The sequence below is a fragment of the Paenibacillus sp. FSL R5-0701 genome (assembly GCF_037973995.1).
Classification (GTDB): domain Bacteria; phylum Bacillota; class Bacilli; order Paenibacillales; family Paenibacillaceae; genus Paenibacillus.
The window spans coordinates 6,692,498-6,712,845 of sequence record NZ_CP150230.1; the positions used below are offsets into that span (position 1 = coordinate 6,692,498).

Below are 20,348 nucleotides of genomic sequence, written 5' to 3' on the forward strand. Positions count from 1 at the left end.
TCTCTATGTTACACGCTTACATGTTCCATTCGACTCTCGGCCTTGAAATCCTGCCTCAGATTTTGCCGGATGCTTCCAGCAACAGCTGATCCAGATCCTGTGTATGTTTAATCGCTTGCTCTTCAGACCAGTCCAGACGACCAGCCATATACGAGATAACTGCTGCTTTATAGCGACGAACTTCATCAATACGGAAGAATAAATCACCTGTTCTTCGTACCAAAAAGTCAGATGGGGTTACAGCCATCTCTTCATCAATCGCGTAATGTAGCATAAGCAATAGCTCCTGTGGCATGCCATGAAGTTCTGACTTGGTTCGTGGATCGGGCATTCGCTCATATAATGCTTCCACGTTGGAACCATACGTACGGACCAGCCGCTCCGCAGCAGGTCGAGCAAGCCCCAGGGCAACACCATCCTTGATCTTGCGCTCCGCATACGATACAAATCCAGCCGATCCCCCTACATCACCGCCGGAGATGGGCATCTTCTTCGTTACACAAGGGCCTATGGAATGCCCACTCTCCTGCTCCATCTGGCGTGCGACCAGATCAACAACCATCTCGGCCATTTTACGGTATCCGGTTAATTTGCCCCCGGCAATCGTAATCAGGTTGGAATCGGATACCCAGACTTCGTCCTTACGTGAAATTTCGGAAGGATTCTTGCCTTCCTCATGAATTAGTGGTCGTACACCCGCCCATCCAGATTCCACGTCCTCGGTACCAATGTGTACATCTGGAAACATGCCATTAACTGCATCAATCACATAATCGCGGTCCGAGTCGGAGATTAGCGGGTGTGCAGGATCGTCCTGATATACGGTGTCGGTTGTGCCTACATAGGTTTTGCCATCACGTGGGACAGCAAACACCATTCGACCATCTGGTGTATCAAAATAGACGGCCTGTCTTAATGGGAATCGTTCACCATCAAAGACCAAATGAATGCCTTTGGTCATCTGCAGTGTTTTCCCCTGGCGCGAACCGTCCAATTCCCGCAGACCGTCCACCCATGGACCGGAAGCGTTGATCACCTTACTTGCTTTTAGCGTATACATCTGCCCATCGATCTGATCCGTAGCTTCAATACCTGTAATCTTGCCATTCTCCTTCAGGAAACCTTTCGCCTTGACGTAGTTCACTGCCTGTGCCCCACGTTTGACAGCTTCTTTCATAACTTCAATGGTGAGCCTGGCATCATCAGTCCGGTACTCCACATAGAGTCCACCACCCAACAACCCCTGTTTGCGCAGCAAAGGTTCACTATCCGACACCGCTCCAGCATTCAACATTTGGCGCCGTTCACTGCGCTTCACCCCGGCGAGCCGGTCATACACCATCAATCCAATGGATGTGCTGAAGCGGCCGAACGTACCTGCCGTATAGATCGGTAACAACATCGGTTCCGGTGTTGTCACATGTGGCCCATTCTCATAAACGACAGCCCGCTCCCGTCCTACCTCAGCAACCATCTTCACTTCATATTGCTTCAAATAACGCAATCCGCCATGGACAAGTTTGGTCGAACGACTGGATGTACCTGCTGCAAAATCCTGCATTTCGACAAGCGCCGTCTTCAATCCACGGGAAGCCGCGTCCAATGCAATCCCTGCGCCTGTAATCCCGCCGCCAATAATTAATACGTCAAAATGTGCATTCGCCATGCTTTGCAAATATTCGGTCCGGTGTGCTGACGAGAACGTTTCTGTCATTCTTGAACCTCCCACTGATTTCCTTAATCTTTCCGTAAAAAAACAAAAAAAGGACCACGTCATTCGCTCAGCAATTGCTGAGCGGCACGTGGTCCCTCCCGATCTCCAGACATCATTTTTTAACTTGTGCCTTTATCCTATCACAGATTTTTGACGGCGTGAAGTCCTGAAATGACACATTATTCAAAAAAAATTCAAAAAGTTGTTCTGCCAAAGGATGGAATTTCAAATGAATCCACTAACCTTGTTTTTTTCCTTATAGTGGGTATATATTTTGCTCTCTCCAGGAAGAATAACCCTGTAAATCATGCATCATTTTCCACCAGTAAATATCATTTATAACATATGTTTAGTTAAAAAGTACAAATACCCACACCAAGAGATATTCATTTCATTCCTTTTATTTAAAAGCCATTGCTGCATTCACTGCACGCTTCCAGCCTGTATACAGTTCTGTCCGTTGTTCCTCAGCCATAACAGGATGGAAGACACGCTCCGTATTCTCATGATCGGCCAATTCATCCGCGTTCGTCCAATACCCAACCGCCAAACCTGCCAGATAAGCCGCACCCAATGCAGTCGTTTCGTTCACCGTTGGGCGTTCGACAGGAATGCCCAGAATATCACTCTGGAACTGCATCAGGAAATCATTAGCCGCCGCCCCGCCATCGACACGCAGAGCATGCACAGGAATACCCGAGTCGGATTCCATAGCCTCCAGTACATCTTTGGTCTGATACGCCAATGCTTCCAGTGTAGCGCGGATAAAGTGTTCCTTCGTCGTGCCGCGGGTCAGGCCAAACACTGCACCCTTGACCTCACTATCCCAATACGGACTGCCCAGTCCCACAAATGCAGGTACCATATACACGCCATCTGTCGAAGGCACGCGTGAGGCGTAGTCCTCACTATCTTTTGAAGAGCGTAGCATTCTTAATCCGTCACGCAGCCATTGAACCGCTGAGCCTGCAACAAAAATGCTGCCTTCAAGCGCATATTCCACCTTGCCATTCATCCCCCAGGCAATGGTCGTAATCAGTCCGTGATCCGATTGTACCGGGTTCTCTCCCGTATTCATGAGCATGAAGCAACCGGTACCATATGTATTTTTCATACTGCCCTTGGTATAACAGCCCTGACCAAACATCGCTGCCTGTTGATCTCCTGCTGCCCCCGCAATCGGAATCCGATGACCGAAGAAATGATAGTCTGTTGTGTGAGCATACACCTCGGATGAACCTCGCACTTCTGGCAGCATGGCCTTAGGAATGTCGAGGACATCCAACAATTCGTCATCCCATTGCAGATCATAGATGTTATAGATCAGGGTACGTGAGGCATTGGATATATCCGTGACATGTGTGCCCCCGCTTAGTTTCCAGATCAGCCAGCTATCAATCGTGCCAAACAACAGTTCACCCTTCTCTGCCCGCTCTCGGGCACCAGGGACATGATCCAGAATCCATTTCACCTTTGTCCCCGAGAAGTAGGGATCGATCAATAATCCTGTTTTGCGGCGAAAAAGATCCCCGAGACCCTGCGTCTTCAATTCTTCACAGATATCTGCGGTCTGTCTGGATTGCCATACCACTGCATTATAGATGGGTCTGCCTGTTTCTTTGTCCCATACCACAACGGTCTCACGTTGATTCGTAATTCCAATTCCGGCAATCTGGACAGGCTTAATTCCGCTCTCTGCCAGACATGAAGCCATCACGGCAAGAATGGAACTCCAGATTTCGTTGGCATTCTGCTCTACCCAACCCGGCTTGGGGAAATATTGGGGGAATTCCTGCTGAGCAATGTGCACAATCTCCCCGCCGTGGTTAAATAGAATGGCCCGGGAGCTCGTCGTTCCTTGGTCCAGAGCCAAAATATATTTTTCCATACAGACAACCTCCAGTTGTGGGTTCTTTTTTATGTAAGCGATTTCTCAAAGTGTCGGATCAGATCTGCGTTGGATGTGGTCACTGCCGTAGCCCCGACGCCAAGCGCAAGTTCAACCTCTTCCGGTGAACGGATCAATCCCCCTGCAATAATGGGTATCCCTGTACGCACAGATACTTCCGCAATAATATGCGGAATGACGCCAGGTAGTACTTCAATATAATCCGGTTGGGTTTTAGCCAGCAGCAGATAACTTTTCTCCAGTGCATGGGTATCGAGCAGAAAAATACGTTGTATGGCTGTAATGCCTTTCTGCTTCGCCTTTTGAATTACACTTGCCCTTGTAGAGATCAGTCCTGCCGGGCGAATATGCTGACACAGATACTCTGCCGCATACTCATCGTTCTTCAATCCCTGTACCAGATCTGCATGCAAAAGTATCTTTTTGTCATATCGCCGCGCCTCGTCCATTACACTCTGAAGCTGTGCAATATGGGTTTCCAGCATCACCCCATAGGTATAAGGGCCTTCAATCATCGCTTCAAACTGCTTCATGCTCTTTGCAGCCGGCAATATACGTTGTCCCTCAAATGGCACCTTGGTTCCTCCCGCATTCATCAGATGCCTATATTGTATAATCCGCACTGTGGGAACGGCAAGCCATTCCATGAATCAGGAAACCCTGATCGCTATCCTATCCTCCATACAAAAAAGCCGCTGCTGTACTTCTCCATAACGAAGAGTACTACAACGACTAATCAACTACGTCTATTAATAATGATTAAGCCTGCGCATGCGGAAGCAGCGTCTCTGCCCCAGCCCAACCATCATTTTCTGACAAGTGACCGGAACGATTCACTTTTGTTTGCAGATACTTCTCGTTGAAAGCAGAACGATCCCCCCATAGTGGCACACGTCCACCCACATTTAATCCCGCTTCCTGCAAGGCAGCCAGCTTCCGTGGATTGTTGGTGATCAATGTAACCGGAGCAGAGCGAAGCGCACGTAATACGGCAATCGCATCGTCATAATTGCGGGCATCGTCCGTGAATCCGAGCTGCAAGTTTGCATCTACCGTATCCAGTCCTTCTTCTTGCAAAATGTACGCCATCGCTTTGCTGAACAGACCAATGCCACGTCCTTCATGGTTGGCAAGGTAGAACAGGGCACCTGCTCCGTGAGCGGCAATCATCTTCATAGATTGCTCCAATTGGAAGCCGCAATCACAGCGTTTGCTGCCAAAGATGTCGCCTGTATGACAGATGCTATGCATCCGGATCAGCGCTTCTTGTGCGTTGGCAAAGTCACCATACACCAGAACACTGGATTGTTGACGCTCTGCCAGTTCAGCTTCAGCAAGAGATTCAATTAACTCGCCGCTCTCCATCGCTTTTTCCGATTTCATCCAGCTGTACCACTGGAATGTCTTGGTCTCTCCATCGAGGTTTACGGGGAGCTTAATCGGCCCCACGAGGTATATAAACTCTTTTCCACTCGGAAAAGTCTGAATTTTGGGGGCAAGTAGTTGAATAATATGTGCATTGATCATTGTCGTTCCTCCTGTTTAGGCCAACTTGTATGTTGATTGATTCGCATCCAGCGTGAAATTGGATCACTTGGATGTTATATAGTACGTATCTATATTATTCTCATCATCATTAGTTACTTTATGTAAGTTAGTTTAGAATAAAAATTATAAAGTGTCAAGTAACTTTTATTTTTAAAGTAACTACTAAAATTATGTTACGCAACGGACACAAATATGTGTTTCATTTCGGGAATATTGGGTATGAGTTTATAAACTGCTCATACACTAATGTTGTAGTCCAAAGCACTTCATGCCTCGAACTTAACAATGAGGGGGTTATGCACATGATCCGCCGGAAAAGAACATGCTGGACAGCCATACTGATGGTCTGCGTCCTGCTCATAAGCGGATGCTCCATCTGGCCCGGACAGGACGATTCAGCGAACAACAAAAAGGTAGCGCTTACACTATGGTACTGGAATCGTTCCATCGATGATAAGTTGATTGCCAGGGCTAAGGAAAAGTTCCCCAATATTGAACTGACAGCTCAGAAAATCGGCGGTGATTTCAAAGCAAAGCTCAAAACAACACTCGCTGCACGCTCAGGTGAACCAGACATTGTGGCATTGAACGACTGGATCATGGAGCTATTCCCCAGTGAGGACCGTTTCTATAATCTGTATGATCTCGGTGCAGGAGATATTGAAGACCAATATCTGCCGTGGAAATGGAAGCAAGGCGTTACACCAAGTGGACAGATGATCGGGTTTCCGATGGATACCGGACCGACTGCCCTCTTCTACCGGGAAGATCTGTTTAAGGAAGCCGGATTGCCATCTGAACCCGAAGACGTTACACGCCAGATTAACAGCTGGGATGCATATGCCGCTGCTGGAGAACAGCTCAAGGAGAAATTCGGAGGCAAGGTATATCTGACCGATAACATTGGAAGCGTTTACAACCAAGTGCTGTCCCAAGGAGCTGAACGTTATTTCCGTCCGGATGGTTCATTCATCGGCATGGATTCTGCTCTGGTACGAACAAGCTGGGATACCTCCATAGCTTTCAAAGAGAAGGGACTACTTGCCAATGCAGACGGCTGGACTCCGGGCTGGAACGCCGCAATGAATAATGGCGAAATCGCCTCGTTCGTAGGTGCTGTCTGGATGAAACAAGTTCTTCAGGAAGCCGCTCCCGATACATCCGGGAAGTGGCGGGTCGCTCGGGCACCAGGGGGAGATGGCAATAACGGGGGATCCTTCCTGTCCATCCTGAAGTCGAGTGAACATCCTCAGGAAGCCTTTGAACTGGTTCGCTGGCTGCAAAGTCCCGAGAATCAGCTCGAGCAATATCAGACATTGAACCTGTTCCCTTCTGCCCCAGGTGTATTTGATGACCCTGCCATGAAAGAAGAAGAACCTTTCTTCGGCGGACAGGCGACGGGGCCGGTATTTGCCGAATCGGCACAGCAAGTGCCGGATGCCTTTTTTGGAGAAAGATACCCCTCCGTACACAACATTATTACTCGAAGGCTAAATGATGTCGCGAAGCAAAATGCCGATCCTCAGCAGGTCTGGACGGATACGGTGCACCGCGTCGAGCGGGAATTACAGCGTTAACCTGAAGAACGTGTGGTTTCGTTATCCGCAAAGGAGGAATTCATATGGCTGTAACTGAACCTCGTCTTACTCCCGATCCCGGAAATGCAAGACCTGATCTGGATCGGCAGAAGTCACTGTGGTCCAGGATGTGGGAGCATCGTGCACTTTATGTTGCGATATCGCCGTTTTATATTCTGTTTGCGGTATTTGGCCTGTTCCCGATCGGGTTCTCACTCTATCTGGCTTTTCATAAATGGGATGGCATCGGTGTCATGACGTACAACGGACTCAACAATTTCAAATACATGCTGACCGATGCCGAGTTCTGGCAAGCCGTGGGCAATACGTTCATGATCTGGATCTATTCGACGATTCCGATGCTCTTCTTCGCATTGATTATTGCCTTTCTATTGCATGCACCATTTGTGAAGTTCCGTACCCTGTTTCGGGTTGGTTATTTCCTGCCAAATGTCACATCCATCGTGGCTGTAGCCATTATCTTCGGTGCCTTATTTGCCAACAATTATGGCTTTCTCAATTATCTGTTGCAGTCGGTCGGGCTACCGGTTGTGGAGTGGCTAAATGCACCATGGGGCATCAAAGTCGCAATCTCCTCCATGGTAGTCTGGCGCTGGACCGGATATAACGCCGTCATCTATCTGGCGGGATTACAGAGTATCCCGCAGACATTATACGAAGCTGCCAAAATTGACGGCGCATCAGCGATACAGTCCTTTTTCCGAATTACGATTCCGATGTTGCGTCCTGTGATCCTGTTTACGGTCATTACATCAACGATTGGCGGTATGCAGCTGTTCACCGAGCCACAAGTATTGGTAGGTAACGATGGTGGCGCGGGTGCAGCAGGTATGACGATTGTACTGTACCTCTACCGTGAATCCTTCATTAACAATTACTTCGGATATGGGGCTGCTGTTGGCTGGGGTATGTTCCTCATTATCGCCCTGTTCTCGATTGTGAACTGGAAGCTTGTTCAAGGCAAATCATCCTGATGTGATAAGGGGGAGCGCACATGGCGACCAAACACCTCAAATCGCTGGTGTTGTATACCGGTCTTATCGGGGGCATGCTCATATCCATGTTCCCGTTCTATTGGCTGATTGTAATGTCCACCCGGACAACGTCCGATATCTATAAGTTCCCGCCCCAGCTCTGGTTCGGGGGTGAACTGTGGAATAACATCACGCGGGTGTTGCAGCAGATTGATTTCTGGGGAGCTTTTCTGAATACGTTGTTTGTGTCAGGCCTCGTAACGATCCTGGTGCTGTTTTTTGACTCACTGGCGGGGTTTGCGTTTGCGAAGTTTGAATTTCCCGGCAAAAAGTGGCTCTTCATCCTGCTACTCGCCACCATGATGGTACCTTCGCAGCTGTCGCTGGTGCCTTCCTTCGTGCTGATGGCTACGTTCGGCTGGGTCGGTTCCTTCAAGGCCCTGATTATTCCGGGCATGGTGAACGCCTTCGGCATCTTCTGGATTCGCCAATATGCTACGGAGTCCATTCCGAACGATCTGCTGGATGCAGGCCGCATCGACGGCTGTAATTTCTTCCGACTCTATTGGAACGTGGCACTGCCAATCTTGCGACCTGCCTTTGCTTTCCTCGGCGCATTCACCTTTATCGGGGTATGGAATGACTACCTGTGGCCTTTGATCGTCCTGACAGATGAACGCAAGTATACGTTGCAGATTGCGTTGTCTCAATTGAACGGACTGTATAATACAGACTATGCCATGGTTATCGCAGGTACATTGCTTGCCGTCATTCCACTTATCGTCATGTTCCTGTTCATCAGCCGCCAGTTTATCTCGGATATCGCGGCAGGAGCAGTGAAGGACTAAGATTGTGGCATTTTGATCCATCCCTCAAGTCTGATATTCTTATCTATAGTTGAAATAACAGATGCCACATAAGTTGGATGAATAGCGCCACGTGCACGAAGGGGACAAAAAGGCCTGAAGAAATGGAATGTTCGCAGTTATAACCAAATTTCTCCCTTTGAAGAGGGAATCAAGAAATTTGGGGATAACGGCGATCGGAAGGCTTTCTGTACCCGAAGTGTTAACGTGTAACAGCATTCATTCACTTATATATTTAAGAAAGAGGGATGACAAAATGGCTTCTTCACCCTATATGATCGGCGTAGATATCGGCACGACCTCCACCAAGGCCGTCTTGTTCGAACAGAACGGAACCATTGTGGCTCAAGGCAGTGCCGATTATCCGCTACACACCCCCACACCTGCGATTGCGGAGCAGGATGCGGAAGATATTTTCAAAGCAGTCATCGAATCCGTTAAACAGGCCACGTCCAAAGCGGGAGTGAAGCCAGAGGACATCCTGTTTGTATCCTTCAGTTCGGCCATGCACAGCATTCTGCCTGTCAATCAACACGGCAAACCGCTAATGCGGGCCATGACTTGGGCAGATAATCGCAGTGCCGAGTGGACCGAAGCACTCAAATCGGAGATGAATGGTCACGAAATCTATCTGAGAACAGGTACGCCGATTCACCCGATGTCCCCTCTCACCAAGATTATGTGGCTCACCCGGGATCAACCGGAACTGTTCAGACAGACGTACAAATTCATATCCATGAAAGAATATGTTTTCTATAAACTATTCTCTGAATACGTCATTGACCACTCGATGGCCTCCGCCACCGGGCTCATGAATCTGGAGAAACTCGACTGGGATGCAGAAGCGCTACATGTGGCGGGCATTACGCCGGAACACCTATCCCGATTGGTCCCAACCACACATGTGTTGAAACATGGACTGCACCCGGAATACGCCAAGGAGATGGGCATTGCGGTCACCACACCATTTGTCATCGGTGCAAGTGATGGTGTGCTCTCCAATCTGGGCGTGAACGCCATTGATCCGGGCGTCGTGGCCGTGACCATTGGTACCAGTGGAGCGATTCGTACAGTCGTAGATAAACCGGTGACCGATCCCAAAGGACGCTTCTTCTGTTATGCGCTCACGGAGGATGCCTGGGTCATTGGCGGACCGGTTAACAATGGCGGTGTTATTTTCCGCTGGATTCGGGACGAGTTTGCGGCTTCCGAGGTGGAGACCGCGAAACGACTTGGCATCGATCCGTATGAAGTGCTCACTCGTGTTGCTGAGAACGTACCTCCGGGTTCGGAAGGTCTCTTGTTCCATCCGTACATGACAGGTGAGCGGGCTCCGCTCTGGAATCCGAACGCACGCGGCTCGTTCTTCGGCCTGACGCTGCACCATAAGAAGGAACATATGATTCGCGCTGCGCTCGAAGGTGTGTTGTTTAACCTGTACACGGTCATGTTGGCGATTGAAGAAAAGATCGGTCGGCCGAAAAAAATCCAGGCCACAGGCGGCTTCGCCCGCTCTGAGTTGTGGCGTCAGATGATGGCGGATATTTTCGATCAGGATGTCATCATCCCCGAAAGTATCGAAAGCTCCTGCCTCGGCGCAGCTGTACTGGGCTTGTACGCTCTTGGCCGCATCGATTCCCTGAGCGCCGTCTCCGGCATGATCGGATCAACACATCGTCACCAGCCTGACCCGGAGAGTGTCCGCGTCTACCGAGAACTGCTACCGATCTTCATCCGCATCTCCCGTAAGTTTGAAGAGGAGTATGCGGATATCGCCGCTTTTCAGAATAAGACGATGCAAAGGTAAGGATGACGTGCATGTACGTTTATGAGGACCCTCCCGCCATGTTTTAGACATGCGGGAGGGTCTTTTTCATTTACATATCTTCATGTACGGTTTTTATGTACCAATTTTCTTGCAGAAACTGTGTTATTGGATAGATGAAGCCTTCGTCCTCAGTGTCTATCAAATTAGTTAAATATGCCACACAAAAAAAGCCCCACAGTTCGAAAGACTGTGGGGCTTCTGCACTATTACTGATTATACTTGCTGAACGCATTCTGGTCGGCCTGTACATTCTCCAGATACACAATCTGCCCTGCATCATTTACACGTGCGATATCAATGCCTGCTTTGGCATATACCGTTCCGTCTGCCGCTTGTCCGCATACCGCCCAGTTCGTTTGGTAGCTGCCGTCAGGCTGTTGCACCCACGCGTCCCACATATGTTTTACATCCTTATTGTACTCGTAGAAAGCTTTCATAAAACCGTCGAATCCCGTTCGGCTGGTGCCGTTAAGCACAATCTCTGCGTCCGGTGTAAACAGAGACAATAAGTCCTGCATGGCGCGCTCGTCTGTACGTGAAGCATCAAATAAACGGAAATAGTTGTTCAACAGTGTAGTGGTACTCATAGTACTCATTTATATTCCTCCTAGAATAAAAAGCCATTTTCCAACCTTTCAGTTCGAATATTTTCGAACTATTGAAAAGAAATGTATCACACTTCTTATACTGCCTGCAAGAAATATATAAGTTGAGACCGACTTTTACACTAACACGGAGAGTGCAGAACCAATCTGAAGAAGCGAAGCGTTCGCCTTTATCAACGGATTTTTCCCTTGGACCAAGGGAATAAAGAAAATCTGGGGATAAGAGCGATCGAAAGATGGTACTGCAATCGGAGTAAACAAGTATAATAATTACAAGTTCAACTTCTATAGTTCGAAATATTTCAAACATTGAAAGGTACAGCCGAATATGCTAACGTCATAGATATGAGAACTCCAACGATACCTATGGCTTCGGAATTCAAGCTGACCACGGTCTGCAATGCATTGGGTGATCCAATACGCATGAAAATTGCACACTGTCTGGCCAGCTCTGGCGAGAAAAACTGTTCCGCCTTCGAAGTAGACCATATTTCCAAATCCACGTTGTCCCATCACATCAAAATTTTGCGTGAAGCTGGCGTGATCCAGCCGCGTATTGTAGGTAAACAGCACTTTTATTCCCTACGAAAGGAAGAACTAAATACACGTTTTCCAGGACTAGTCGAGATGATTCTGAATACATCCGCGAAATACGCACATTAAGCAGGTCTGAGATAGAACAATCACAATGATCATGATCGCAATTCCCATATAAGGAGGCTAACCATATGGACAAAAAAGCGGCAAGGATACTGCTGAGCACATTCTGGGGAGGAGGCTGGAAAACAACTTCCGCACCCTTCTCTGGAGATGAATTTGAATATGCCAAGAGCAAAGGCGTTATGTTCGACCCACTCACGATCACGCATGATGAGATTGTCCAGCGTCTGTACGCCATGCATCAGGATGACTCCTTCAAGGAACGCGTGATTTCGGCCTTTCTACATAGTCTGTCCACCAAAAAAGTCTACCTGCGCAGCGCATTATCCAGCTGGGCTTTAACATCGAACATGCCTTTACACACCTACGCGGAACGCCCTGCCCTTCACGCTAATACCAGTGCCTGTGGAGATTGCAATTTCCTGCGTTTGCAGTCAGACAAGGAATATTCCAACGTCGACCTAAACGTCCTGAACTTTGAACGGATCAAGTGGGGCGGCGTACGGCATGGCTGGCTTATCTACTGCCTGATGGATCTGGAATTACTGCTTCAGGACAACGATGCAAGTTATGAAGTAACTCCTGAAGACCAAGCCATCCTGGTCAACCTGCTTAAAGCAGCTCAGACGGAAGACCCTAAAGACAGTGCTCGCTCACTGGAGAAAAAGTGGAAGGATCTCTTCCCTTCCAGCAAACAGGAGCGAGATGCCCTGCTGGAAATCTGGGCGGCAGCAGGCATACTGGTTCCTGGAGATAAACCAAGAAAACGCAAAGGTGGTTCCAGCGATTTTGTCTTTGCAGCAACCTGGCAAGGTGATGATGGATATCATACAGAAGCCGTAAAACATTATTTCGGCTCCTATCTTCCTCACATGCAATAAAACCTGAACTTTTGCTCACCTTTGCGTACGTCTGGTTACAATAATGACATCGACAGATTTCCTGTTTAACTCGTATAATAAGGGGAAATTGGTAGATGGGAGTGAAACAAGCGAGTTTATGGTATACATACTGGCTTTTATAGTGTCTTTTGCTGTCGTGGTTCTGCTTATTCCGCCGCTTGGTCGACTGGCTCACCGACTCGATTTTGTGGACAAGCCTCGGGAAGATGTGGAGCGTAAGCTGCACAGGCAACCTATCCCGCTCACGGCGAGTTACGCGATATTTACTGGATTTTTCCTGACATACATTGCTCTGACGAAAGAAATCACATGGGAAACAGCGGCTCTGGTCGCTGGTGGTATGCTTTTGCTAACGATTGGTACCGTCGACGACTGGTACAAAACAAAAGGCAAAGATTTTCCTGCCCTGCCCAAAATGCTCGTACAAGTCTCTGCGGCAGTACTCGTATTTGCTTCTGGCATTGCGTTCACCGGATTTGTGAATCCCTTCAACGCGGAATATGTCATGCTTCCGATCTGGCTGCAATTCATTCTAACGATCCTGTGGATCTTCGGGGTGACAACAGTCATCAACTTCTCGGACGGCATGGATGGACTGGCTGGCGGATTATCGGCCATCTCGGCGATTACCCTGTTCATCGTGGCCCTTGCCAAAGGCCAAAGTGATTCTGCACTCATGTCGATCATTCTGGTCGGTGTGACGATCGGTTATCTGAAGTACAACAAAGCTCCTGCCAAAGTGTTCATGGGCGATGCAGGTGCTACGTTCCTCGGCTTCATTCTGGCGGTTATTGCTCTGGATGGTGCATTCAAACAAGCAACCATGTTGTCCATTTTCATTCCGATTCTGGCGCTGGGTGTACCGATCTTTGATAACATCTTTGTCGTTATTAAACGCTTCATTCAAGGTAAAGCGATCTATCAGGCCGATGCAAGTCAAGCTCATTATCGACTGCTGCGTGCCGGATTGAATCATAAACAGGTTGTTGCTGTGCTCTATCTCGTCAGCACTTGTCTGTGTCTGTCCTCCATTATTTTAATGTTGGTGGAAATGTAATTATCCGCAACCAAAAGCGGTCATATCGAAATGTAAAAAGAGACGAGTCCAAGATTTCTTGGCTCGTCTCTTTGTTATGCTTATATGGTTCGGCGCTAACAGGCTCCCACTTATCTCGAAGCTACGGGTGGCAACGGTTGTGTCTGTTGCTGCCGACCTGTCCATCCGGGTCGATCAAGTTCGATAAGACGGCGGTATCGCTCTTCTCCAGACAGCAATTGTTCGTGAGAACCCTGCATGGCAATTTTTCCATTTTCCATAAAAATAAGTTCGTCCATCTGTTCCGCACCAATCAGGTGATGGGTGACCCAGATCATCGTTTTGCCTTGCAAGCTGTCCAGAATGGTCCGCATCAGTTCGCGTTCCGTCACCGGATCAAGCCCTACGGTTGGTTCATCCAATATAATAACAGGTGTCTCTCGGAGCAGTACCCGGGCCAGAGCAATCCGTTGCCTTTCCCCACCGGAGAAACGCAGCCCCGTCTCCAGCATCGGTGTATCATATCCCTGCGGCAAGGATTCGATCAGACCGGATAACCCTACTTGGGCGGCCACCTGACGAATCTCCTCATCCGTTGCATGTGGACGACCAATCCGCAAATTATTGGCTACCGTGGTGTCGAACAGGTGTGGGCTCTGATTCAGCACTGCGATGACATCAGTGACACTCTCACCCAAGGTCTGCACAGGCATATTATTGATCAGAACTTTCCCCGCAGACGGAAGTAATGCCCCCTGAATCAGCTTCAACAAGGTCGATTTGCCACCGCCGCTTCGTCCAAGAATAGCTAATCGTTTGCCTTGTGGCAGATGAAGGGATACGTCCTGTACGGCGTAGGAATCATCCGCTGCATAACGGTAACTTACGCGATTAATCTCGATGTCTGCTCTGAGTTTGGGTGGAATGCGAAGACGAATTCGTCTGTCCGGGATAACATTTGCAGCTGGCAAGGACTCCGATGGCTGTCCAGCCAATCCGTTGCCGTTTTTTACTACAGAGATCGATTCGCCCGTTCCGTCAGCATCACCGGCTCCATTTTGCAACGGAAGATAATCTTTCCCTTCGAGCTGCTTCAAGCGATCCAGCGATTCTCGGTACTGTGGAAGATGCTCCACCGCATCCCCTACAGGCAGAAGTGTTTCCGTGAGCGGGAATAACACCAGCACAAAAGCAGCAATCATCACGGCAGGCAATTGTCCGACAGAAGCGGCATTTCCGGCCCATAACGTAACCGATACCACCAGCAGGCCAATGACGCACTGAGCCATCAGATCACGCCAGCGTGTCCAACGCCGCAACTTGCGACGAACTGCGTCGACCTGTTCTTCTGCCTCTTCCTGCTGCTGAACAAATTCTGCGGCTCGTCCACTTGCAAGCCAATCTCCCAGTCCAAGTACACCGTCAGTCAGACGGGTATACAACGTGCTGTTTTCCTTTTTCAGCCGTACACGCCATTTCCACGTCACTTTCAGGGAGATCGCAGGTAACACGGCAACGAGAAATAACATATACAAGCCCATCCACACCGCAAATCCCAGATCAACACTGCCAAAGGCAATCACAGCCCCACCGTACATCACAAGTGCGGTAACGGCGGGAAAAACGGTGCGCAGATAAATATCCTGCAACCGCTCCACATCATCGGCGAGTGCTCCAAGTACATCCCCGGTCTGCATACGAGAACGCAGGAACAGGGCCTGTGGCTCCAGAATGCGATATAACTTCACCCGTTGATCGGCCAACACCCGCAGTACGGCATCATGTCCTGCCAATCGCTCGATATATCGAAACACGGCGCGGAATATCCCAAATGCACGTACACCAACAATAGGTACATACACCATCAAAATATTTTCAGGACGCAGCGCAGACTTGGAGATCAGAAATCCGGAGGTAAACAGCAACAGTACCGCACACAGCGCAGCACAAGTGCCTAGCGCAATGACTGCAATGAATCTCCAGCGGTACTGTGCCACATACGGAGCAATCCAGCTATTTTTTTCTTTTCCGTTACGGACGGTCTCCATATGCTCATATCCGGACTTCATTTTATATCGCCTCCATCTGGGCCTGAATCATCTGATAATATACACCTTGTCGTGCCAGTAATTCCTGATGTGTTCCCGTCTCTGCCACCGTGCTGCCATCCATGACAATAATCCGATCCATATGTGGCATCCAGTGCAGACGATGGGTAGCCAAAAATACAAGTTTGCCTTCAAACAGCGGCAGCATCGTCTGTTTCAGTTCATACTCTGTCTCTACATCCAGATGAGCTGTCGGTTCATCAAGCAACAGGATATTTCGTTGACTAAGCAGAGCTCTTGCCAGCGCCACCCGTTGCTCCTGCCCACCACTGAGCTGTCTGCCGCCAGCCCCAATAGGCTCATGCAGCCCACCGGATAATGAAGACAGTAGTTTGGTTAATCCAGCTGCGCTGACTGCCTTCGCCACTTCTGCATCCGAAGCCTCAGGCATGTAGAAACGAACGTTATCCGCCAGACTTCCGCTGAAAATATACGGATGCTGCGGGATAGCTGCCGTCTGTCTTCTCCAGGATTCAAGCATATTCTGTGTCACAGGCTGTCCATTGGCTAATACTTGGCCTGAAGTAGGAAGCTGAAATCCAGCCAATACATCAATCAACGTGGATTTGCCTGCTCCGCTGGCGCCAATAATACCGATTTTGCCAAGACCCGTGATCTGAAATGTGACATCCTTTAGCGAATAAGGACCTTCATCATCATGCCGTACCTGTACATCCGTTAGAGCCAATCTACTATTCTCATTCCAAGAGAACACTGAGGAAGAGGAAGAAACAAGCTCAAGAGTAGTAGAAACAGAAGCAGAGTCAGGAGCAAGATGCCCCGCAGCCGTTTTATCATTCAACACGACACGTATGGTCGAAGTAGCGGCTTTCCTTTTACCCAAAGACAATGGTGTAGATCCAGCTTCGTCCTCTGACGTAACCGGATGTGCAACAACATTTGCATAGGCTTCTTTCTGTTTCTGTTCGGCGGCTTTCCCCCGTTTAATCACCTGATTAATGGCCGCTCCGGCTTCCTTACCGTCCAATGTGGCATGATAATCAGCGCCGAGCATACGTACAGGCAGGAAATATTCAGGTGCCAAGATCAGTACCGTCAGCGCAGGGCCAAGTAGCATATGCCCTTCTGTCAGACGTAATCCCAGACCAACTGCTACGGAAGCAACGGACAACATCGTAAAGAAATCGAGTGCAAACGAAGAAAGAAAAGCCATGCGCAGCGTAGACATCGTTGCTCTCCGATACCGCTGACTGACCCGCAAAATGGACCCTTCGTGTGTTTTGCTCTGTCCCAATGTTTTTAGCGTCTCCAACCCACGCAAGGTATCAACAAAATGGTTGGCAAGTGCTTTGTAGGATCTGAATTGTCCGTCTATCTTACGCTGAGCTGCGAGGCCAATCAGAATCATGAACACGATCAGGATTGGGAGTGTCAGCATCAGAATAACCCCGGACATCAGATCCAACTTGAATACATATAACAGAATGACGATAGGTGTGAATCCTATGCCCAGCATACGAGGAATGAATAGTTCAAGATACGTCTTGTATTGAGCTGTTCCCTCACGTGCCAGCGTAACCAGATGGCCTGTGCCCTCCGTCTTCGCATATAGCGGTCCAAGTCTGAACCACTGCTCCACCATCTGTTTGCGCAGATCAGTCCCTGTCTTCTCCGCATATCGTGAAGTCACGAGTTGTAACCAAAAGGATAGGGCGTAGCGGGCGGCAAAAGCAGCCAGGAACAGCAGCAGTACAGGGTACTGCTCCGTTACGGATGAACCTTCAAACAATGCCGTGATGGCCTGTGCCAGCCATTTGGCTTGCATAATGATCGTCATCGCCTGTAGCATCACCAGCGCTGAGGCCAGCGCAAGTACCGGCCGGATGCCCGGCAGCTTCATCAGCCCCCGTCCCATATCAGTACTCCAGGTGGTGCTGCTCGTTCAGGCGTTTGCGGAAGATATAATAACTCCAGATCTGATAGCCAAGAACAAACGGCAGCAATGTGCAAGCTACAATGGTCATTACTTTCAATGAATACGCACCCGATGCGGCATTGTATACAGTCAGGTCATACGCCGCTCCAAAGGAACTCACCATCACTCTTGGGAACAATCCGATAAATACCGAGGCAAAGGCAATGGCAATCACTGCCCCTGTCATACCAAAAGCCCAGCCTTCACGCTTCTGACGAACAAAGTAGGCCGCAAGTGCAAGCGAAACTGCGCCAAGTACAACCATGATCCAAAGAGCCCAGCCGCGTACGGCGAACACATCGGTCATGAAATACGTCATTAACGCGTAAACAGCGAGTAGCGCAGCCAGCGGCAGCATCAATTTTTGCGCTGTCTTCAAGGCACGCTCTCTGAGATCACCCACTGTCCGGAGTGATGCAAACAGCAATCCATGCACCAGACACAGCAGGGTTACGCTCAAGCCGCCAATTACGGTGTACGGATTAACGATATCGAGGAATCCTGCACGCAACTGCATCTCCCCATCAATGGGCAGACCTTTCATCAATGTGGCAAAGACCACGCCGAACAGGAAAGGCAAGAGCGCGCTGGAGACAACAATGATGATGTCCCATGTTTTGCGCCAGCGCTGCTGTTTCATTTTACTGCGGAATTCGAAAGCAACTCCGCGGCCAATCAAGGCGAGTAACACCACCACAAGTGGCAGGTAAAAACCACTGAACAACGTGGCATACCAGTGCGGGAAGGCAGCAAACATCGCGCCCCCTGCCGTAATCAGCCATACTTCATTACCATCCCAGAACGGACCGATCGAGTTGATCAGGGTCCGGCGTTCACGGTCTGTTTTGGCAATAATGCCTGTAGACATCCCCACCCCAAAATCAAAACCTTCCAAAAAGAAGAAACCGACAAACAATACGGCAATCAGCAAAAACCATAACTCACTTAGTGACAACGGAATAACCTCCATCCACGCCGAACGGATCGGCCGATTCATCGTGATCTTCTGGCTTCTCGACCGCAAACGGTCCTGCTTTGATCTCACGTACGAACAGGTATACCATCACGATTCCGAGAACCGTATACGCAGCGGTAAAAGCGATGGTCGAGAACAGGATCATTCCTGCGGATACGTTCGGCGAGACCCCGGCTTCGGTAGTCATATAACCAAATACCGTCCATGGCTGTCTTCCAACCTCGGTCATGATCCAACCTGACGTATTGGCGATAAACGGCAAAGATATGGCAAATACCATCAGACGCATAAACCACTTTCCAGCGACCTCCAGCTTCTTGCGCATGGCCAGGAACGTACCGTATAGCGCCAGTGCAATCATCAGACCACCCGCAACGATCATGATGCGGAAACTCCAGAACGTTGTCCGTACTGGCGGAATGTAGTCCCCCGGTCCATACGTCTGTTCATACTCAGCTTGAAGCTCCTTCATGCCTTTGACACTGCCGGAGAACTTGCTATAAGACAGATAACTGAGCAAGCCGGGGATTTTGATCTCACCCGTGTTCTCCTGTTTATCCGGATCAATAAAAGCGACCACCGTCCATGGGGCCGGATCTTCTGTCGTTGTCCATGTGCCCTCACTGGCTGCCATCTTCATCGGCTGTGTCTCCACCAGATATTGCGCCTGGAAATGTCCGGAGAAAGCTACACCAAACGAGGAAATAAGCGCGATAATGATCGCGATATTAAACGATTTGCGGAAGATCTCCACATCCTGCTTTTTCATCAATTTGTAAGCACTGATCCCGGTTACCACGAAGGCCCCTGTCATCAATGCCCCAAAGATTGTATGCGGGAACTCGACGAGAAGCTGACCATTCGTGATAAGTGCAAAGAAATCATTCATCTCGGCTCGGCCGTTGTTGATCTCAAACCCGACAGGATGCTGCATAAATGAATTGGCTGCCAGAATCCACAGCGCGGACAGGAATGTGCCGACAAAAACCAGCCAGATGCAGGCCAGATGCACTTTTTTGGATAAACGATCCCATCCGAATATCCACAACCCAATAAATGTAGACTCCATAAAAAACGCGAGTAACGCTTCAATAGCCAGTGGCGCACCGAAGACGTCCCCCACGAACCGAGAGTACTCGGACCAGTTCATGCCAAACTGGAACTCTTGCAAAATACCTGTGACTACCCCTACGGCAAAGTTAATCAGGAACAGCTTGCCCCAGAACTTGGCCATCGTTTTGTAGATCTCTTTACCCTTAACAACGTACAACGTCTCCATGATCGCAACCAACAGTACAAGACCGATGGATAGCGGCACAAAAAAGAAATGGAAAATCGTTGTAAGTGCATATTGGATACGCGATAACATAATCGGATCCATACCGTTACCCCTTCTTTCTGTTCACTTCGCAGTATGCGTATTTGGCATTGAAGCTGCACCTTCGCTGTCTGTCCGCCAAATACGTTGATGAACGTATTGTGCCAGATTACCTATTTTATACATGTGAGAATTATCACAATCTTCGTCTCTAGCGCAAAAAAAAGTGATCCTGGTCACATAAAAGATAAAATTCAGCCTATTATCACAGCTTGCCAACTGCATCTATTCATGGAAGATACTCATGTTTGGGACGGAATGCCCATATGTTAGTCTCAGGCATATCATGCGAAGTACCGTGAGGGCTTTA

The 20,348-nt window shown here is 49.1% G+C and carries 16 protein-coding genes; 7 read left to right on the top strand and 9 right to left on the bottom strand.

Going from position 1 to position 20,348, the window contains the following annotated elements; translation table 11 throughout:
* Positions 1-55: 55 nt before the first annotated feature.
* From MKZ13_RS29395 to MKZ13_RS29410, 4 genes are all read right to left on the bottom strand, one after another.
* Positions 56-1,714 carry an FAD-dependent oxidoreductase gene (locus tag MKZ13_RS29395; protein WP_339180340.1) on the bottom strand — a complete coding sequence of 553 codons (1,659 nt, stop codon included), beginning with the start codon at positions 1,712-1,714 and terminating at the stop codon, positions 56-58.
* Between the two features lie 400 nt (positions 1,715-2,114).
* The gene (gene glpK / locus MKZ13_RS29400; protein WP_339180343.1) at positions 2,115-3,602 is read right to left on the bottom strand and encodes a glycerol kinase GlpK; all 1,488 of its coding nucleotides are present in this window, start codon (positions 3,600-3,602) and stop codon (positions 2,115-2,117) included.
* Positions 3,603-3,631: 29 nt separating this feature from the next.
* Positions 3,632-4,198, bottom strand: coding sequence for a glycerol-3-phosphate responsive antiterminator (locus MKZ13_RS29405; RefSeq protein WP_339180346.1), 567 nt, complete (start codon positions 4,196-4,198; stop codon positions 3,632-3,634).
* 184 nt (positions 4,199-4,382) lie between these two features.
* Positions 4,383-5,150: a GTP cyclohydrolase II gene (locus MKZ13_RS29410; protein ID WP_339180347.1), complete on the bottom strand. Its 768-nt coding sequence runs from the start codon at positions 5,148-5,150 to the stop codon at positions 4,383-4,385.
* Between the two features lie 362 nt (positions 5,151-5,512).
* Between MKZ13_RS29410 and MKZ13_RS29415 the strand changes: the two genes are divergently transcribed.
* The 4 genes from MKZ13_RS29415 to gntK all read left to right on the top strand — a co-directional run bounded on the left by MKZ13_RS29415 (position 5,513) and on the right by gntK (position 10,416).
* Positions 5,513-6,748, top strand: coding sequence for an extracellular solute-binding protein (locus tag MKZ13_RS29415; RefSeq protein WP_339185471.1), 1,236 nt, complete (start codon positions 5,513-5,515; stop codon positions 6,746-6,748).
* Positions 6,749-6,864: 116 nt separating this feature from the next.
* Entirely contained in the window at positions 6,865-7,743 is an 879-nt protein-coding gene (locus tag MKZ13_RS29420) for a sugar ABC transporter permease (RefSeq protein ID WP_215078816.1), read from the top strand.
* A gap of 20 nt (positions 7,744-7,763) precedes the next feature.
* Positions 7,764-8,591 (top strand): carbohydrate ABC transporter permease, encoded by an 828-nt coding sequence (locus MKZ13_RS29425; protein ID WP_036612996.1) that lies wholly within the window; start codon positions 7,764-7,766, stop codon positions 8,589-8,591.
* A 274-nt stretch (positions 8,592-8,865) separates the two neighbouring features.
* Positions 8,866-10,416, top strand: a complete 1,551-nt coding sequence (gene gntK, locus MKZ13_RS29430; RefSeq protein WP_339180348.1) for a gluconokinase — start codon at positions 8,866-8,868, stop codon at positions 10,414-10,416.
* A 227-nt stretch (positions 10,417-10,643) separates the two neighbouring features.
* Here gntK and MKZ13_RS29435 read toward each other — a convergent pair whose 3' ends face one another.
* Complete coding sequence (locus tag MKZ13_RS29435) at positions 10,644-11,033, bottom strand: nuclear transport factor 2 family protein (RefSeq protein WP_047840828.1); 390 nt, start codon at positions 11,031-11,033, stop codon at positions 10,644-10,646.
* 354 nt (positions 11,034-11,387) lie between these two features.
* On the opposite strand from MKZ13_RS29435, the gene MKZ13_RS29440 reads away from it, so the two are divergent.
* The 3 genes from MKZ13_RS29440 (at position 11,388) to MKZ13_RS29450 (ending at position 13,661) form a co-directional block, all read left to right on the top strand.
* On the top strand, positions 11,388-11,705 hold the full coding sequence (locus MKZ13_RS29440) for a metalloregulator ArsR/SmtB family transcription factor (protein WP_339180351.1): 318 nt from the start codon (positions 11,388-11,390) through the stop codon (positions 11,703-11,705).
* A gap of 65 nt (positions 11,706-11,770) precedes the next feature.
* A complete protein-coding gene (locus MKZ13_RS29445; protein ID WP_339180353.1) occupies positions 11,771-12,583 on the top strand; it encodes a hypothetical protein in 813 nt (270 codons plus the stop codon).
* 118 nt (positions 12,584-12,701) lie between these two features.
* On the top strand, positions 12,702-13,661 hold the full coding sequence (locus tag MKZ13_RS29450; RefSeq protein ID WP_145325010.1) for an MraY family glycosyltransferase: 960 nt from the start codon (positions 12,702-12,704) through the stop codon (positions 13,659-13,661).
* A gap of 110 nt (positions 13,662-13,771) precedes the next feature.
* Here the strand turns inward: MKZ13_RS29450 and cydC are convergent, their stop codons facing one another.
* From cydC to MKZ13_RS29470, 4 genes are read right to left on the bottom strand one after another with little or no spacing between them, the layout of a single operon-like run.
* Positions 13,772-15,709, bottom strand: a complete 1,938-nt coding sequence (gene cydC / locus MKZ13_RS29455) for a thiol reductant ABC exporter subunit CydC (RefSeq protein ID WP_339180355.1) — start codon at positions 15,707-15,709, stop codon at positions 13,772-13,774.
* A gap of 1 nt (position 15,710) precedes the next feature.
* Positions 15,711-17,624 carry a thiol reductant ABC exporter subunit CydD gene (gene cydD, locus MKZ13_RS29460; RefSeq protein WP_339180358.1) on the bottom strand — a complete coding sequence of 638 codons (1,914 nt, stop codon included), beginning with the start codon at positions 17,622-17,624 and terminating at the stop codon, positions 15,711-15,713.
* Position 17,625: 1 nt separating this feature from the next.
* The gene (gene cydB, locus MKZ13_RS29465; protein WP_244898245.1) at positions 17,626-18,681 is read right to left on the bottom strand and encodes a cytochrome d ubiquinol oxidase subunit II; all 1,056 of its coding nucleotides are present in this window, start codon (positions 18,679-18,681) and stop codon (positions 17,626-17,628) included.
* A complete protein-coding gene (locus MKZ13_RS29470; RefSeq protein WP_339180361.1) occupies positions 18,626-20,041 on the bottom strand; it encodes a cytochrome ubiquinol oxidase subunit I in 1,416 nt (471 codons plus the stop codon). Before MKZ13_RS29470 ends, cydB begins: the two co-directional genes overlap by 56 nt.
* Positions 20,042-20,348 lie beyond the last annotated feature (307 nt).

Excerpts from the sequence above, each read along its gene's own strand:
- MKZ13_RS29395 (WP_339180340.1), bottom strand. The coding sequence starts at position 1,714 with ATGACAGAAACGTTCTCGTCAGCACACCGGACCGAATATTTGCAAAGC.
- glpK (WP_339180343.1), bottom strand. The coding sequence starts at position 3,602 with ATGGAAAAATATATTTTGGCTCTGGACCAAGGAACGACGAGCTCCCGG.
- MKZ13_RS29410 (WP_339180347.1), bottom strand. The coding sequence starts at position 5,150 with ATGATCAATGCACATATTATTCAACTACTTGCCCCCAAAATTCAGACT.
- MKZ13_RS29415 (WP_339185471.1), top strand. The coding sequence starts at position 5,513 with ATGGTCTGCGTCCTGCTCATAAGCGGATGCTCCATCTGGCCCGGACAG.
- MKZ13_RS29425 (WP_036612996.1), top strand. The coding sequence starts at position 7,764 with ATGGCGACCAAACACCTCAAATCGCTGGTGTTGTATACCGGTCTTATC.
- gntK (WP_339180348.1), top strand. The coding sequence starts at position 8,866 with ATGGCTTCTTCACCCTATATGATCGGCGTAGATATCGGCACGACCTCC.
- MKZ13_RS29435 (WP_047840828.1), bottom strand. The coding sequence starts at position 11,033 with ATGAGTACTATGAGTACCACTACACTGTTGAACAACTATTTCCGTTTA.
- MKZ13_RS29440 (WP_339180351.1), top strand. The coding sequence starts at position 11,388 with ATGAGAACTCCAACGATACCTATGGCTTCGGAATTCAAGCTGACCACG.
- MKZ13_RS29445 (WP_339180353.1), top strand. The coding sequence starts at position 11,771 with ATGGACAAAAAAGCGGCAAGGATACTGCTGAGCACATTCTGGGGAGGA.
- MKZ13_RS29450 (WP_145325010.1), top strand. The coding sequence starts at position 12,702 with ATGGTATACATACTGGCTTTTATAGTGTCTTTTGCTGTCGTGGTTCTG.
- cydC (WP_339180355.1), bottom strand. The coding sequence starts at position 15,709 with ATGAAGTCCGGATATGAGCATATGGAGACCGTCCGTAACGGAAAAGAA.
- cydD (WP_339180358.1), bottom strand. The coding sequence starts at position 17,624 with ATGGGACGGGGGCTGATGAAGCTGCCGGGCATCCGGCCGGTACTTGCG.
- cydB (WP_244898245.1), bottom strand. The coding sequence starts at position 18,681 with ATGAATCGGCCGATCCGTTCGGCGTGGATGGAGGTTATTCCGTTGTCA.
- MKZ13_RS29470 (WP_339180361.1), bottom strand. The coding sequence starts at position 20,041 with ATGGATCCGATTATGTTATCGCGTATCCAATATGCACTTACAACGATT.